Consider the following 16594-nt stretch of genomic DNA (forward strand, 5'->3'; position numbering starts at 1 on the left):
ATAAGATGACAATTGTAATCACCGGAACATCTTCCGGAATCGGTTTCGTACTTGCTGAATACTTTGGCAAAAATGGGCATCAGGTTTTTGGTTTGAGCCGAAAAAATGTAGAATCTCCCTACTTCACTACAATTCCGACAGACATCACCATGGCCGAAGCGGTAGAAAAGGCAGTTCAGGAAGTCTTAAGCAAATCGGGGCGCATTGATGTACTGATCAACAATGCCGGAATGGGAATGGTAGGTCCGGTAGAAGATTCGTCGAAAGAAGAAATCCTGAAACTGTTCAACCTGAATCTGGTTGGCGCTGTGCAGATGATGAGTGCGGTACTGCCGATAATGCGTGGGCAGCGAAGCGGTAAAATAATTAACATTTCAAGCATCGGTTCTGAGATGGGCTTGCCTTTCCGCGGATTCTATTCAGCTTCTAAATCTGCCCTCGATAAGGTCACCGAGGCGATCCGCTACGAAATTTCGCCTTGGAATATCGATGCCTGCACGCTGCATTTGGGTGACATTAAAACCAACATTGCCGAAAACCGCGTCAAAACAAATGTCAGCGAACCCTACCGCACGACTTTCGATAAAGTTTACGCGTTGATGAATTCGCACGTTGACCAAGGCACAGAACCATTGGAAGTAGCCCGTTATATTGAGAAATTGCTGGCTTCAAACCGTTGGAAAGCACATTTCTATTTTGGGAAATTCGGTCAAAAAATAGGTGTTCCGCTTAAATGGATGCTTCCGCAAAATATGTATGAAAACCTGATGCGCAAGTATAACAGTTTAGACAAAGCATAAATTTTGCATTTTTAATAATAATATCTGCAAAGACATTTATCATATTCACACATAATGTATATTTGCAATACCTTTAATACCGATTTTTTAAAAAAGATGAAAACAATTTACACAATAATCAGTCTTTTTGCGGTGTCCGTATCCCTTCAGGCACAACAAATTACCGTTGGCGAGGTCGCCAGACAAGCCAAGTGGACTAAACTAATCGACGAAGTAAACAACGGTAAACAAAAGATAAAGTATAGCGATATTGAGGGCATACCGTATTACAACAGAACATTTCTGCCTGCTCGTGTAGGCGACACCTCAGCCTCTGTGCCGATTCGCTACAACAGTTTTTTGGATACGGTAGAAATATTGGTTAATACAGATGTTTTTGAAATTCCGCGCGAAGAATCTTATCCTAAATTCATTTTCGAAAACAGCGGCGAAAAACTGGTTTTGGTCAATACACATGATGAGAATGCAGGTTACTTTTTCGAACTTTCAGGCGGAAAAAACCGTCTGCTCAAAAAGGTGATAACAAAGTTCCACGATGCTGTTCCTGCACCTAACTCTATGATTCCCGGAACTCCCGCGAGATTCGAGTTACTGAAGCCGGCCTATTTTATCAAAACCGAAACAGGTTTGATTAGAATTCCTAAAAATACAAAAGACCTGATACCGAGTTTTCCGGAACGTGAAGCCGAACTTTCAAATTTCATCAAAACGAATAAAATCAAGCTTACTTCAGAGGCGGATCTGATAAAACTGAACAACTTTTTAAATAATTAAATATAAAAGCGAAGAAATGATCTTCGCTTTTTTATTAGAACAGCTCAGCCGCGATTTTTTTGATATTATCGCTTTTTCCCATCGAATAAAAATGCAGCACCGGCACGCCGAACTCGCGAAGTTCACGGCATTGGTTCACCGTCCATTCAATACCGATCTGTTGCACAGCCGCATTGTTTTTAGCATTTTCAACCTGCGAAATCAAATCTTCCGGCAAATCAATTTTGAAAACTTTCGGCAGCATCTGCAGGTGAGATTTCGTCGCGATCGGCTTGATGCCGGGAATTATAGGAACGCTGATTCCCATTTCACGCGCCTGACGCACAAATTCGAAATACTTTTTATTGTCGAAAAACATCTGCGTCACCACGTAATCTGCACCCGCATCCACCTTCTGCTTCAGCCATTTCAGATCATTTTTCATCGATGGCGCTTCAATGTGTTTTTCGGGATATCCGGCCACACCGATGCAGAATTTACTCCTTTCGCTGCAGGCACTTTCATCATGCAGAAACTTCCCTCTTCCTAAATTATCAATCTGCCGCACAAGATCCACCGAATTCCGGTGGCCGCCCGCAGTTGGTACAAAGTGGTTCTCGCCTTTCATCGCATCGCCGCGCAATGCCATCACATTCTCAAGGCCAAGATACATACAGTCAACAAGTAAATACTCGGTTTCTTCCTGCGAAAAACCGCCACAAAGCACGTGCGGAACGGTATCTACACTGTATTTGTGTTGTATGGAAGCGCAAATCCCCAGTGTGCCCGGCCGCATACGCGTGATTTTCCGTTCCATCAGTCCGTTTCCTTTATCGAGATAAATATATTCTTCACGGGAAGTCGTCACATCGATGAATTGCGGCTTGAATTCCATCAGCGGATCTATGTTTTTATAAAGATCTTCAATGCCGGTGCCCTTTGGCGGCGGTACAATCTCGAGTGAAAACAAGGTTTTGCCCTGCGCTTTTTCTATGTGTTCGGTTATTTTCATTAATTATTTTGATTATTTAGGCGTGTTCTTCGCTCGGGCCTGCGCCCTCGCTCAGAACCGCGCTTTCCGTTTCAATTCCTCGGCGGTGCCTGCGGGATTTCCACTGCAATCGCTCACGCAGGATTTCCGGCATCTACTCATTCAGGTTCGGACGAAGCCATTTCCGGGCAAAATCAATATCTACATTCTTACGTTTCGCATAATCGGCGAGTTGGTCTTCGGTAATTTTCCCGACACCGAAATATTTCGCGTGCGGGTTTGCCAAATAATACCCTGAAACAGCCGCCGTAGGAAACATTGCGAGACTTTCGGTCAGTTCAAGACCAATATTTTCTTTTACATTAAGCAACTGCCAGATGGTGAGTTTTTCGAGATGATCGGGACAGGCCGGATAACCGGGTGCAGGCCGAATGCCACGATATTTTTCGGCAATCAGATCCTCATTCCGGAGATATTCGTCAGAAGCGTAACCCCAGATTTCAGTGCGAACTTTTTGATGAAGAAACTCTGCAAATGCTTCAGCCAACCGGTCAGATAATGCCTTCGCCATGATCGCATTATAATCATCGTGACTGTTCTTATATTTCTGCACCAACTCTTCGGTCCCGAAACCCGTCGTTACGGCAAAGCATCCGATATAATCCTGTACACCAGATGTTTCGGGCGCGATGAAATCGGCAAGTGCATAATATTCTTTACCCGCAGAACGCTTTACTTGCTGACGGAGTGTATGAAAAGTTGAAATTTGACTTCCATTTTTATCGTACACAGCAATGTCGTCATCGTGCACCGCGTTTGCTTTAAAGATACCGATGACACCTTTGGCTTTTAGCGACTTTTCAGTAATAATCTGCCGGAGCATTTGCTGCGCGTCCTGAAACACTTCTGTAGCTTCCCGACCAACGACCTCATCATCCAAAATTTCCGGATATTTGCCGTGTAATTCCCAACTCCGGAAAAACGGTGACCAATCTATGAATTCGGCAATCTCACTTAAAACCTGGTCGTCAATCACCTGAACGCCCAATTTTCGCGGCGGATGAATACTTTCAAGTTTCCAGTCAATTTTAAATTTATTTTTACGTGCTTCATCCAGAGATACATACGCTTTTTCCACCTGCCTTTCCAGAAACTTTTCCCGGAAATCTGCGTACTCGGTCTTTAGGTCAATTTTGTACTGGCCACTTTTGTCGCTAAGCAAAGTACTCACTACGCCAACTGCGCGCGAGGCATCATTAACATGTATCACGGCACTCTCACATTTTGGGTCGATTTTTACCGCGGTGTGTGCCTTAGAAGTGGTAGCGCCACCAATTAGTAATGGAATATCGAGGTTCTGCCGGTGAAGTTCAGCAGCGATATGTACCATCTCATCCAAACTCGGCGTGATGAGACCGCTAAGTCCTATTGCATCGGCTTTCAGGTCAACTGCAGTTTGAATAATTTTCTGGGCTGGCACCATTACGCCCAAATCGATAATTTCATAGTTGTTACACGCAAGTACGACGGAAACTATATTTTTACCGATATCATGCACATCGCCTTTCACAGTAGCCATCACAATTTTTCCGTTGGCGGGCTTCGAAATGTCTTTTTGCGCTTCGATAAATGGCTGCAGGTACGCCACCGCTTTTTTCATTACGCGTGCAGATTTCACCACTTGTGGCAGAAACATTTTTCCGCTGCCGAAGAGGTCGCCTACCACGCCCATTCCTGTCATCAGGTTGATCTCAATCACATCAAGTGGCCGAGCGGTCTGCCTCCGCGCCTGTTCTACATCTTCTATGATGAATCGGTCTATTCCTTTTACCAATGCGTGGGTGATCCGGTCTTGCAGCGGCGCATTTCGCCACGAGAGATCTTCGGCGATTTCTTTTTTGCCCGATCTGTTCTTTTCCGAATATTCCAAAAGTCTTTCGGTTGCATCTGGCCGCCTGTCTAAAATAACATCTTCCACCAATTCAAGTAAATTTTTCGGAATTTCGTCATATACGTCCAACATCGCCGGATTCACAATACCGATATTCATACCGGCCTGTATGGCGTGATAGAGAAAAACCGTGTGCATTGCCTCGCGCACTGCATTGTTTCCACGGAATGAAAACGACACATTTGAAACACCGCCAGAAACCGAGACGTATGGCAGATTTTCACGTACCCATTTGGAAGCCCCGATGAAATCAAGCGCATTACGGCGGTGCTCCTGCATGCCGGTCGCGACAGGGAAAATATTAAGGTCGAAGATGATATCTTCAGCCGGGAAACCCACTTCTTTCACCAAAATATCATAGGAACGCTTAGCAATCTCAATTCTTCGCGAAAAGTTGTCTGCCTGACCAACCTCATCGAAAGCCATCACCACCACGGCCGCACCGTATCTCCGCACCGACCTCGCCTGCCTTTTAAATTCTTCCGCACCTTCTTTCAGACTGATCGAATTGACCACCGACTTGCCCTGAACAACCTGAAGACCGGCTTCAAGGATTTCCCACTTAGAAGAATCTATCATGATCGGGACTCGGGCAATATCGGGCTCGGCAGCAATCAAATTCAGGAATTTTACCATACAGTATTTACCATCGAGAAGTCCGTCATCAAAATTCACATCAAGGATCTGTGCTCCATTTTCTACTTGATGTCGTGCAATTTCAAGCGCTTCGGAAAAATTACCATCCTTGATCAGCCTAAGAAATTTCTTCGAACCTGCAACATTGGTTCGTTCGCCCACATTGATAAAATTGGATTCTGAATTTATATTTAATGGCTCGAGCCCAGAAAGTTTAAGATGTTTCATTTTATATTTAAATGCAGCATAGCTGCTAAAAACATTATTGTAAGAAATTGATAACAAATTACTTATACAGTTCAGTGGATAATTCAATTTTTCTCGGCTGATAATTTCTCGCCAGATCAGCGATAGCGGCAATATGTTCGGGCGTGGTTCCGCAGCAGCCCCCGATGATGTTGACGAGACCTTTTTCGAGATATTCCCTGATTTGTGCAGCCATATCCTCAGGCGATTCGTCATATTGCCCAAAGGCATTCGGCAGGCCGGCGTTCGGATAAGCCGAAATACAGAAATCTGAATTTGCAGCCAGCGATTCAAGGTAAGGCGTGAGTTGTTTTGCGCCAAGTGCACAATTAAAGCCCACACTGAGAAGATCGCTGTGCGAAACCGAAATTAAAAAAGCTTCAGCAGTTTGTCCACTAAGGGTGCGGCCCGAAGCATCTGTTATTGTGCCCGAAAGCATCACGGGAATTTCGACGCCACGTTCTTCTTTAATTTCGGCGATTGCGAACAGCGCGGCCTTTGCGTTTAATGTATCAAAAACAGTTTCGACAAGTAAGATATCAGCACCGCCGTCTAATAGTGCTTCCGCCTGTTGTTTGTACGCCACACGAAGTTCATCGAAGGTTACCGCGCGAAAACCGGGATCATCCACATCAGGACTTAAACTCGCGGTTTTATTTGTTGGTCCAATAGAACCTGCCACAAAACGCGGCTGAGAAGGAGTTTTTTGGGAAAATTCGTCGCAAACTTTTCTGGCAATTCTTGCGGACTCATAATTCAGTTCATAGACTAGGTCTTCCATGTGATAATCGGCCATGGCTATGGTGGTACCTGAAAATGTATTGGTCTCAATGATATCTGCGCCTGCCTCAAGATATTGGCGGTGAACCGCTTCTATGGCCTGCGGCTGCGTAAGGGACAAAAGGTCATTATTTCCTTTTAATGAATGCGGCCACTCTTTGAACCTTTCGCCACGATAATCTTCATCGGTAAAATTATAACGCTGAAGCATAGTTCCCATCGCGCCATCAAGGACAAGGATTCTATTACTGAGTTCGGAAAAAAGCTTATTATTTGAACGCATTTTCAATTTTTTTAAAATAATAAAACTGAAAATGCTACCAGAAAAGGTAAAATGTATTCGCGTTATCTGTACCCGGCTGTGGGATAGAATGTAGCACCTTCTTCGCGTACGAAGGGTTGCCAAGGCTTCACAGAGTCTAATCTCTCCACCTTTCTTGATAACATTTTCAATATGTAAATGAACGAAGTCTGCTGCAAAAGTAGATGATTTTTCCGAATGTACAAGCGGTGGCCAAATTTAAAAATTGCTAATTTCGCAGCTCAAAAAACAGTTTTATGACCGCAATACAGAAGCGAATGGCCGATGACAGCTGGAAAAAATGGGGGCCATACGTAAGTAACAGACAATGGGGTACGGTGCGCGAAGACTACAGCAGTAACGGTGATGCCTGGGGTTACACCACTTACCGCGATGCGATGAGCCGCGCCTACCGCTGGAATGAGGATGGGATTGCGGGTATCTGCGATGACAAACAGTTGCTTTGCTTCGCCTTTTCGTTTTGGAACGGTGCCGATGAAATACTGAAAGAAAGGTTTTTCGGATTGAGCAACTACGAAGGGAACCACGGCGAAGATGTGAAGGAAATATTCTATTATCTCGATAATACACCCTCGCATTGCTACATGAAAATGGTATATAAATATCCGATTAACAGATTTCCGTATGAACAGCTGGTCTCCGTGAATGCAAGCAGGTCTAAACGGGAGCCGGAATTTGAGATTACCGACACAGGGATTTTTCAGAATAATGAATATTTTGACCTGTTTATAGAATACGCCAAAATTAATCATGATGATATCGCCATCCGGCTTACGGCGGTAAACCGCAGCAACAGACGCGCGCCGCTGACAGTGATCCCCACTGTTTGGTTCAGAAATAACTGGGCTTGGGGCAACGACACTTACAAACCTCAGTTTAAAGCAGATACTGACGGGAAAGTTGAAATTCAACATGAATCAGTTGATTTTAAATTCTTCTATTCAAAAGATATCGGTGTTGAAGACGTCTTCTGCGATAATGAAACCAATCCGCACAAGTTCTCAGAACACCACATGTCTGAAGCCCAATATTTCAAAGACGGAATTAATGAATATTTAATTCATCGAAATGCAGTTGCAGTAAATCCTGAAAAAACAGGAACGAAAGCAGCTTTCGTCATCAATGCAGAGCTGGATGCGGGTGAGAGCAGGACGTTTGATTTTCGGCTGAGCCCGCATGATATGGAAGAGGCATTCTTTAATTTCGACGACGTTTTCAAGTCAAAAAAAGCAGATGCAGACGAATATTATGCTTACGTACAATGTGACATAGAATCGGCCGAAGAAAGGAATATCCAGCGTCAGGCACTTGCCGGACTGCTTTGGAACAAGCAATTCTATAATTACAATGTTTCTAAATGGCTCAAGGGCGACCCAAAATATCCCGCGCCGCGTGATTTCGACCATTTTGTAAGAAATACCGGCTGGGAGCATATGCAGAACAAAGACATCATCTCGATGCCTGATAAATGGGAATATCCGTGGTTTGCTACGTGGGATTTGGCATTTCACTGCGTTCCGTTTGCCATCATAGATCCAGCCTTCTCCAAAGATCAGCTGAAACTGCTCACCAAAGAATGGTACATGCACCCAAACGGGCAGCTACCGGCGTATGAATGGGATTTCAGCGACGTAAACCCGCCTGTTCACGCGTGGTCAACTTTCCGCGTGTATAAAATAGACGAAAAATATAACGGCAAACCTGACATTCAGTTTCTAGAAAGCGTTTTTCAAAAGTTGCTGCTCAACTTTACGTGGTGGGTGAACCGCAAGGATAAAAACGGGAACAATGTCTTCGGCGGCGGCTTTTTAGGTCTTGATAATATCGGCGCTTTTGACCGAAATATGCAGTTCAAGAACGGCGATCACCTGGAGCAGGCTGACGGCACTAGCTGGATGGCGATGTTTGCGCTGAATATGATGCGGATTTCGATGGAGCTTGCCCTTTACAATCCGGTTTACGAGGATATGGCGATCAAATTTTTCGAACATTATCTGTACATCGCCAAGGCCATGGAAAATATCGGCGGAAAAAAAGGTGGTTTATGGAATGAGGAAGACGGCTTTTTCTATGACGTGCTGCAGCTGAATGACGGCGATTCTGTTTCATTAAAACTGCGGAGCATCGTTGGTCTTATCCCGATGTTCGCAGTAGAAATCATAGACCACGAAACGCTCGAGAAGCTGCCCAATTTCCGCACGCGCATGGATTGGATCCTAAAGAACAAACCCGAACTGGCGAACCTTGTTTCGCACTGGGAAGTAGAAGGCCGTGGAGGAAAACATCTGATGAGCATCCTGCGCAAAACACGGCTGAAACGCGTACTTTCGAGAATGGTGGACGAAAATGAGTTTCTGTCCGACTTCGGAATTCGTTCGATGTCTAAAGTTTACGAAGAAAATCCGTACAACTTTACAGTAGACGGCAAAGATTTCGTGGTGAAATATACGCCTGCGGAAAGCGACAGCCGGATGTTTGGCGGTAACAGCAACTGGCGTGGGCCGATTTGGTTCCCGATTAATTTTCTGATTGTTGAGAGTTTGCAGCGCTACCACTATTACTACCAGGAAAGTCTGCAGATAGAATTTCCGGCCAACAGTGGCGAAATGAGAAATCTTGAATTTGTGTCCGATAACATCAGCAAGCGCCTATGTTCGATTTTCCTTCGGGACGGAAAGGGCGAGCGACCCTTCAATGGCGGAAATAATTTACTCAATCATGATGAAAATTTCAAAGATTACATCATGTTTCACGAATATTTTAACGGAGACAACGGCAAGGGAATCGGGGCGTCACACCAAACAGGCTGGACCGCAACCGTAGCTAAACTTTTAAAACCCAAAGCCTCGTAGCTTTTAACTTTATAAAGCGTTTATAAATCAGAGCCAAACATTATTCAAACTGCCTGTTTTAAAAATAATGTCTGGCTTTTTTTAGCTTTGCTCATTTACCGAAATATGATACGTGACCTCCACATTAGGCTCGAATGTCTTCGATACGGAGCAGTATTTGTCAAAAGAAAGCTGCGCAGCGCGGCGGGCTTTATTTAGATCTATTTCGCCTTCGAGATGGAAACGAACTTCTATCTTTTTAAACGGTTTAGCTTCATCTAGAACTATGCGTTCACCTTCAATTTCTGCCGAAAATGAGGTAATGGTCTGACGCTGCTTTTTCAGTATAGATACGATATCAATTCCGCTGCACGCTGCCACTGCCATCAGCACAGATTCCATCGGAGAAACGCCATTGGAATTGGGTTCTGAAGTGTTATCAAGTAAAATTTTTGCACCGGCAGCATTGGATCCTTCAAACAGATAATCGTTGTTGATGCGCTTTAGCGTGACTTTCATTTGGGCTGAATTTAAGTTTAAAAAAAATCTTTACCTTTAAGTTTCTAAAGAATAAATATATGAATTATCACAATGAAAAGTCAGGCAATGGCGGAGTAATCACGCTTAGCAACGACGCGGAAGAGGTTGGAAGATTGACCTACACAATTTTTCCTGAGCAGGACAGAATGGTAATTTCTTACGTATTGGTTCACCGCCAGTTCGAAGGCCGTGGAATGGGGAAATATCTCATCGAGGAGGCGCTGAAGTATGCAAGAGACAACAACTGGAAAGTTTATCCGCACTGCTCATACGCCCGAAGCGTGATGAACCGTATGAATGACGTAGAAGATATTCTGCTTCACCGATAAAGCCAGTTTTTGTAAAAACTAAAAATTTAAAGTGATTCCAGCAATTCGTCTGTGATTTCCATATTGTGATAGACGTTCTGCACATCGTCATCGTCCTCAAAGCGCTCCAGCATCTTCATGTTGGCTTTAAACTGGTCTTGTGAGACTTCTTTGGTGATGTTGGCAATTCGCTGCAGTTCGGCAGATTTCGCTTCGATTCCGAGTTCTTCAAGCTTATGCGCCACGGCTCCGAAATCTTCATAGGCTGAGGTGATCATTACTTCTTCTTCATCACTTTCAATGTCTTCGGCTCCGCCGTCGATCATTTCCATTTCGAACTCATCCCACTCCATTTTGATGAGGCTGCGATCAATTGTGAAAATACCTTTGCGATCGAATATAAAGGTCAGTTCACCATTTTTACCGAGATTACCGTCAAACTTATTGAAAATCGCACGAACGTTTGCAACGGTACGCGTGGTGTTGTTTGTAGTACATTCTACAAAAAAAGCCACGCCGCCCTGTCCGTAACCTTCATAAGTTACTTCCTCATAGTTTTCTGCCTCTGCTCCACTTGCCTTCTTTATAGCGCGCTCTACATTGTCTTTGGGCATGTTTGCCCCTTTTGCATTCTGAATGCAGCGGCGCAGAGCGGGATTTGCTTCCGGGTCGGGACCACCGGCTTTCACCGCAAGTGCGATATCCTTACCTATTTTAGAAAACGTCTTTGCCATTTTGTCCCAACGGGCCATTTTTGAGGCTTTTCTATATTCGAATGCGCGTCCCATAGTTTTGTTTAAAGTTGGATGCAAAAGTAAATAAATTCAGACATAAAAAAAACACCTCCGAAAATTCGGAGGTGCATTTTTATAGATGAAAGTTACTTCTTAGTAATCTCTCTTTTTCATTGATTCCCAAGTCGCTTCGTCAGCAGGCTTAACAACCACTTTTCTATCTTTCAATCTCTCAGCGTTAGAAGCAGTTTCAGGAACTGTAGCATCTTGCTCACCTACACCGATAGATTTCAGTGATGTGTTGCTTACTCCTCTTGCTTCAAGTGCATCTACTACAGCTGCAGCTCTTCTTTGAGAAAGTTTCAAGTTATAAGAATCTGAACCTTTTTTGTCTGTATGACCGATGATCATGAATCTACCCTGAGAGTCTTTGATGATTTGAGCAGCATTGTCAAGTTTTTCTTTAGACTCTGGTCTAATCGTAGCTTTGTCAAAGTTGAAAAGAATATTATCAAGTGCTTTAGTTGCATCATCAGCCCAAGCTTCTTGAGGTTTAGGGCAACCGTTGTACTGAGCTAGACCAGGAACGGTAGGACAAGCATCATCTTTGTCAAGGATTCCGTCACCGTCAGTATCTGGCCAAGGGCATCCATTGTTTTCAGCTGGACCTGCAACTTCAGGACAAGCATCATCTTTGTCTACTACACCGTCACCGTCAGTATCTGGCCAAGGGCATCCGTTGTTCTCAACCGGACCAGCAACATCTGGGCACTGATCGTCTTTATCTGGAACTCCATCACCGTCTGTATCTGGGCAACCTTGGAATTCAGCTAAACCTGGAGTATCTGGACATAAATCATCCTTATCTAAAATACCATCTTTGTCTCTGTCTGTGTTACCAAAACGGAATAACAATGATGCAGAAGCTTGCCAGAAGTTTGCAAGAGCAGAATTATCTACTGGTGTAGAAACATAATCTCCCTGAACACCTAAACCGAAGTTCTTAGTAATCCAGAAGTTTGATCCGATACCTGTAGCAAGAGCAAAATGATCAGCTCTTCTCATTGAACTTGGATCATTATCAGAGAATCCGTTGACTACCTGACCGTTTGTATCAGTAAGCGGGAAGTTTACACCTGTATAGTCATGTCTCAAGTAATTAGCACCAACTCTTAAGTAAGGGTCAAACCAAGATTCTTCATCCCAAAGACCGTTAAATTTAAATTGAAGACCAAGACCTGTCATTAGGAAAAATTCTTTCCCCATGCCAATTTTCTTGTTATCAACATTACCAACAGAAGTCTGCCAATCTACAACAAGAAGTCTGTTAATGTTTCTTGCCACAGTAAGTTTAGACAATGGTGGAACGATAGTAAAATTGTTGATATTGTACAATTCTCCCCCGTCTCCGCCACCAAATGCTGTAGCAAATACATCACCCGCGTTTCCACCCGCTGCAGCATGATTTACTCCGTGAGCACCAACACCGATAAGCCACGGGTTACTGGTCGTCTGAGCGAATACAGTAGTGGCCACAGTAAGTGCCAATGCTGAAATTCCTAATTTTAGATTTTTCATAGAATTAAATGATTAAATAATTGATATTGCAAATTAAATATAAATTTTCCGTATAGTCCAAGTTATTACAGCGAAATTTTAACTTTTCTTTAATATCCTGTCCAGATTACGTTTGTTTTCTCTGTCTTTTATAGTCTCCCGTTTGTCGAAGAGTTTTTTACCCCGTGCGAGCGCTATCAGAACCTTAGCTTTTCCGCTGTTATTTATGTAGAGTTTTAAAGGAATAATGGTGTTACCAACATCTTTTAACTTCTTTTCGAATTTTTTCAATTCTGTTTTGTGCAACAGCAACTTCCGTTCCCTTTTTGTTTTGTGGTTATAAAATGTGCCTAATTTGTACTCATCAATCATCATATTAATGATATAGAGTTCACCTTCAATAAACTGACAAAATGACTCTGTGATGCTTGCTTTCGATGACCTCAGGGATTTTATTTCGGTGCCCGTAAGTACCATCCCTGCTTCGATTTCTTCCAAAATCTCATACTCAAATCTGGCACGCCGGTTTAATATGGTAACTGATTTTTCTATTTTCATCTCAATATTTAAACATGATTTGACAAAATGTTAATGTTATAATATTTTAACTGAATTTTTCTTAACATTTCATCTGAAAACCAATTCTAGCAGACCTTTCTAAAACAGCCTGCTTAAGCCGATAAGTTTTCGTAATTTTGCACCAAATTTACAAAAGTATATGCTAACAGTATCTAACCTATCATTGCAATTTGGCAAACGGGTACTTTTTGACGACGTAAACATCATGTTTACAAAAGGTAACTGCTACGGTATAATTGGTGCAAATGGTGCCGGAAAATCTACATTTCTCAAAATCCTTACCGGCGAACAGGATCCTACCACCGGAAGCGTAAGCCTTGAGCCCGGAAAAAGAATGTCTGTCCTGGAGCAGGACCACTTCGCGTATGATAAATTCACCGTTCTTGAAACTGTGCTTCGTGGAAACCAAAAACTATTTGATATAAAGGAGGAGATGGATGCTCTTTACGCCAAGGAAGATTTCTCCGATGCAGATGGCATCAAAGCAGGAGAACTCGGTGTAATATATGATGAGATGGGCGGTTGGAACTCGGAATCCGATGCGATGACCATGCTTTCAAACGTTGGGATCAAAGACGAGATGCACTACCAGTTGATGGGTGAGCTTGAAAACCAAAATAAAGTAAAAGTTTTGCTCGCACAGGCTCTTTTCGGTACACCGGATGTACTGATTCTCGACGAACCTACCAACGACTTGGATATCGAAACAATCTCATGGCTTGAAGACTTCCTGGCAGATTATGAGAATACCGTCATCGTGGTATCGCACGACAGACACTTCCTCGACACGGTTTGTACACATATCGCTGACCTCGATTATTCTAAACTGAACCTTTATACCGGTAACTATTCTTTCTGGTACCAGGCATCGCAACTCGCTACACGCCAGCGTCAGCAGGCAAATAAGAAAGCGGAAGAAAAGAAGAAGGAACTTCAGGACTTTATCGCGCGGTTTTCATCCAACGTTGCAAAAGCTAAGCAGGCTACCGCACGTAAGAAAATGATCGACAAACTTAATATTGAAGACATCAAACCAACGTCCAGACGTTATCCGGCTATTATTTTTGATACCGAACGTGAAGCGGGAGATCAAATTCTGGAGGTTAAAGGTTTAGAGAAAACAAAGGACGGCGAGTTATTGTTCTCAAACATTGACCTTAATCTTAAGAAAAATGACAAGGTGGCCATATTGTCTAAAAACAGTTTGGCAATCAGCGAATTCTTTGAAGTACTGATGGGCAAATCTGCTGCAGATAAAGGCAACTTCACGTGGGGCATCACTACCACGCAATCTTACATGCCGCTCGATAACACTACCTTTTTCCAGGAAGACATAAATCTTGTTGATTGGCTGAGACAGTACACCAAAAACGACGAGGAAAGACACGAAGAATACATGCGCGGCTTCCTCGGAAAGATGCTTTTCTCCGGTGATGAAGCACTGAAATCCTGCAAAGTGCTGTCCGGAGGCGAAAAGATGCGTTGCATGTTTTCCCGCATGATGCTTCAGAAGGCCAATGTACTTGTGCTTGATGAACCGACGAACCACCTGGATCTTGAAAGTATTACTACACTAAACAACTCTTTGACAAACTTTAAAGGTAACATCCTTCTCGCGTCACATGACCACGAAATGCTGCAGACCGTTTGTAACAGGATCGTGGAACTTACACCAAAAGGAATCATTGACCGCGAAATGTCTTACGATGAATATCTGGCAGACAAGAAAGTAAAAGAATTACAGGAACAGTATTATTCTTAAAAATGAAGACCGCTCATTACCCGAGCGGTTTTTTTATGTTTAAACATAAAAATTTCTCTACCAAACTTTTTGTATTTTTGTAACTATGAGTCAAAAATGGATTTACAAGCAGGAGCCAGATGAAGAAATTGTAGATGCAATCAGCTCATCACTGGGATTTGGAAGCTTCGAATCCAAAATCCTCGTAATCCGTGGTATAGACAATTACCAGAAAGCCAGAGAATTCTTCAAGCCCAATTTAAACGACATCCACAATCCTTTTTTGATGAAGGATATGCAACTCGCTGTAGACCGTGTGGCAACCGCTATTGAAAATGGCGAAAAGATAATGGTTTACGGAGATTATGATGTAGACGGAACCACTGCTGTGGCGCTCATGTATTTGTATTTAAGTAAGATTGTCGACAAAAAATATCTCGATTTTTATATTCCGGACCGTAATATCGAAGGCTACGGAATCTCACTGGAAGGAATAGATTATGCCAAAAACAATGGGTTCTCGCTGATAATCGCACTGGATTGTGGCATCAAGGCGATTGATAAAATAGAATATGCCAAAACGCAGGATGTAGATTTCATCATTTGTGACCATCACTTGCCCGGCGAAGAAATTCCGGATGCCGTGGCAGTTCTTGATCCCAAACGCAAAGACTGCCGCTACCCTTTTAAAGAACTTTCCGGTTGTGGCGTGGGTTTCAAACTGTGCCAGGGACTTAATACCATTTATAAACTCCCGGAAGCTGAACTCTTCGAACTCACCGATCTACTAGCCATATCTATCGCTGCAGACATCGTTTCAATGACCGGCGAGAACCGCGTTTTGGCCAAGCAAGGTTTAAAAATCTTAAGGAAAGCCAGGAATTTAGGTCTAAGGTTGCTCATCCCCGAAGAAAAACTGGCTACGTTCGAAATCTCGAACATCGTATTTGAAATTGCACCGAAAATAAATGCCGCCGGCCGAATTTCGCATGGAAAGGCAGCCGTGGAACTGATGGTTTCCGATAACCTTAAACAGGCACACCAAATAGTAAACGACATCGTCACGCTGAATGACTCTCGCCGCGAGATGGATATGAGCAGTACCACTGAAGCTTTGCTCCAGATTGAAGAGACACAGCAGGAAAAAAATTACACCACCGTCGTTTATGGCGCCGGATGGAATAAAGGTGTGATCGGAATTGTGGCTTCACGCCTTACCGAAACTTATTATAAACCGACGTTGGTTTTCACAGACGGCAACAATGGCGAAATGGTAGCCTCCGCGCGTTCAGTGGCCGATTTTGACGTGCATGATGCGCTCGAAAACTGTTCGGAGTTCTTCCTTAAATTCGGTGGACATCCCGCGGCAGCAGGACTTTCGATGGAAAAGGATAAATTTGATCTCTTCCGGCAGAAGTTTGAAGAAGTAGTCTCACAAAAAATTCAGGAACATCAAAAAGAGCCTTGCCTGACCATCGATTCTGACGTTCACGTGGACGATCTGAACAAAGACTTCTTTAATTTTCACCGTAAACTTGCCCCTTTCGGCCCGAATAACATGAAACCCATTTTAGCACTGAAAAACCAGCGCGTCGCGGGATACGTGAAAACAATGGGCAAAGACAACTGTCACCTGAAATTCTATATTAGACAGGAGTCAACAGGCCGAAACATCGAATGTGTAGGTTTCAAGCTGGGCAAATTTGCAGATGACTTCCGCACCAAAACATTTGATATTGCCTTCACGGCAGAAGAAAATCACTGGAAAGGAAACGTTACTTATTATCTCAACATTCGTGACGTGAAATTTGCGGAATAATCTGCT

General features: G+C 43.4%; 13 protein-coding genes and 1 riboswitch. Of the genes, 6 read left to right on the forward strand and 7 right to left on the reverse strand.

The features are described 5' to 3' along the window. Positions 1 to 5: 5 nt before the first annotated feature. Entirely contained in the window at positions 6 to 800 is a 795-nt protein-coding gene (locus tag H9628_RS10310) for an SDR family oxidoreductase (RefSeq protein ID WP_251834059.1), read from the forward strand. A 96-nt stretch (positions 801 to 896) separates the two neighbouring features. Next, a complete protein-coding gene (locus H9628_RS10315) occupies positions 897 to 1574 on the forward strand; it encodes a hypothetical protein (RefSeq protein ID WP_251834060.1) in 678 nt (225 codons plus the stop codon). A 34-nt stretch (positions 1575 to 1608) separates the two neighbouring features. Here the strand turns inward: H9628_RS10315 and metF are convergent, their stop codons facing one another. The 3 genes from metF to H9628_RS10330 all read right to left on the reverse strand — a co-directional run bounded on the left by metF (position 1609) and on the right by H9628_RS10330 (position 6440). After that, positions 1609 to 2565: a methylenetetrahydrofolate reductase [NAD(P)H] gene (gene metF / locus H9628_RS10320; protein WP_251834061.1), complete on the reverse strand. Its 957-nt coding sequence runs from the start codon at positions 2563 to 2565 to the stop codon at positions 1609 to 1611. 133 nt (positions 2566 to 2698) lie between these two features. Next, positions 2699 to 5359 carry a methionine synthase gene (gene metH, locus H9628_RS10325; protein ID WP_251834062.1) on the reverse strand — a complete coding sequence of 887 codons (2661 nt, stop codon included), beginning with the start codon at positions 5357 to 5359 and terminating at the stop codon, positions 2699 to 2701. Positions 5360 to 5417: 58 nt separating this feature from the next. Beyond that, a complete protein-coding gene (locus H9628_RS10330; RefSeq protein WP_251834063.1) occupies positions 5418 to 6440 on the reverse strand; it encodes a homocysteine S-methyltransferase family protein in 1023 nt (340 codons plus the stop codon). Between the two features lie 59 nt (positions 6441 to 6499). Next, positions 6500 to 6604, reverse strand: a riboswitch (SAM riboswitch). Positions 6605 to 6715: 111 nt separating this feature from the next. On the opposite strand from H9628_RS10330, the gene H9628_RS10335 reads away from it, so the two are divergent. After that, on the forward strand, positions 6716 to 9331 hold the full coding sequence (locus tag H9628_RS10335) for an MGH1-like glycoside hydrolase domain-containing protein (protein ID WP_251834064.1): 2616 nt from the start codon (positions 6716 to 6718) through the stop codon (positions 9329 to 9331). Between the two features lie 81 nt (positions 9332 to 9412). On the opposite strand, the gene H9628_RS10340 is transcribed toward H9628_RS10335, so the two are convergent. Beyond that, a complete protein-coding gene (locus H9628_RS10340) occupies positions 9413 to 9829 on the reverse strand; it encodes an OsmC family protein (protein WP_251834065.1) in 417 nt (138 codons plus the stop codon). Between the two features lie 59 nt (positions 9830 to 9888). Here H9628_RS10340 and H9628_RS10345 point away from each other — a divergent pair, with 59 nt between their 5' ends. Next, positions 9889 to 10179: a GNAT family N-acetyltransferase gene (locus H9628_RS10345; protein WP_251834066.1), complete on the forward strand. Its 291-nt coding sequence runs from the start codon at positions 9889 to 9891 to the stop codon at positions 10177 to 10179. 26 nt (positions 10180 to 10205) lie between these two features. On the opposite strand, the gene H9628_RS10350 is transcribed toward H9628_RS10345, so the two are convergent. The 3 genes from H9628_RS10350 to smpB all read right to left on the reverse strand — a co-directional run bounded on the left by H9628_RS10350 (position 10206) and on the right by smpB (position 13007). After that, positions 10206 to 10946, reverse strand: coding sequence for a YebC/PmpR family DNA-binding transcriptional regulator (locus H9628_RS10350; protein ID WP_251834067.1), 741 nt, complete (start codon positions 10944 to 10946; stop codon positions 10206 to 10208). A 99-nt stretch (positions 10947 to 11045) separates the two neighbouring features. Next, a complete protein-coding gene (locus tag H9628_RS10355; RefSeq protein WP_251834068.1) occupies positions 11046 to 12470 on the reverse strand; it encodes an OmpA family protein in 1425 nt (474 codons plus the stop codon). Between the two features lie 78 nt (positions 12471 to 12548). After that, positions 12549 to 13007: an SsrA-binding protein SmpB gene (gene smpB, locus H9628_RS10360; protein ID WP_251834069.1), complete on the reverse strand. Its 459-nt coding sequence runs from the start codon at positions 13005 to 13007 to the stop codon at positions 12549 to 12551. Positions 13008 to 13167: 160 nt separating this feature from the next. On the opposite strand from smpB, the gene H9628_RS10365 reads away from it, so the two are divergent. Together H9628_RS10365 and recJ are read left to right on the forward strand one after the other, a co-directional pair. Next, positions 13168 to 14790 carry an ABC-F family ATP-binding cassette domain-containing protein gene (locus H9628_RS10365; RefSeq protein ID WP_251834070.1) on the forward strand — a complete coding sequence of 541 codons (1623 nt, stop codon included), beginning with the start codon at positions 13168 to 13170 and terminating at the stop codon, positions 14788 to 14790. An 85-nt stretch (positions 14791 to 14875) separates the two neighbouring features. Next, complete coding sequence (recJ, locus tag H9628_RS10370; protein ID WP_251834071.1) at positions 14876 to 16588, forward strand: single-stranded-DNA-specific exonuclease RecJ; 1713 nt, start codon at positions 14876 to 14878, stop codon at positions 16586 to 16588. Positions 16589 to 16594: the final 6 nt, after the last annotated feature.

Source organism: Kaistella pullorum, from assembly GCF_014837035.1.
Lineage (GTDB): Bacteria > Bacteroidota > Bacteroidia > Flavobacteriales > Weeksellaceae > Kaistella > Kaistella rhinocerotis.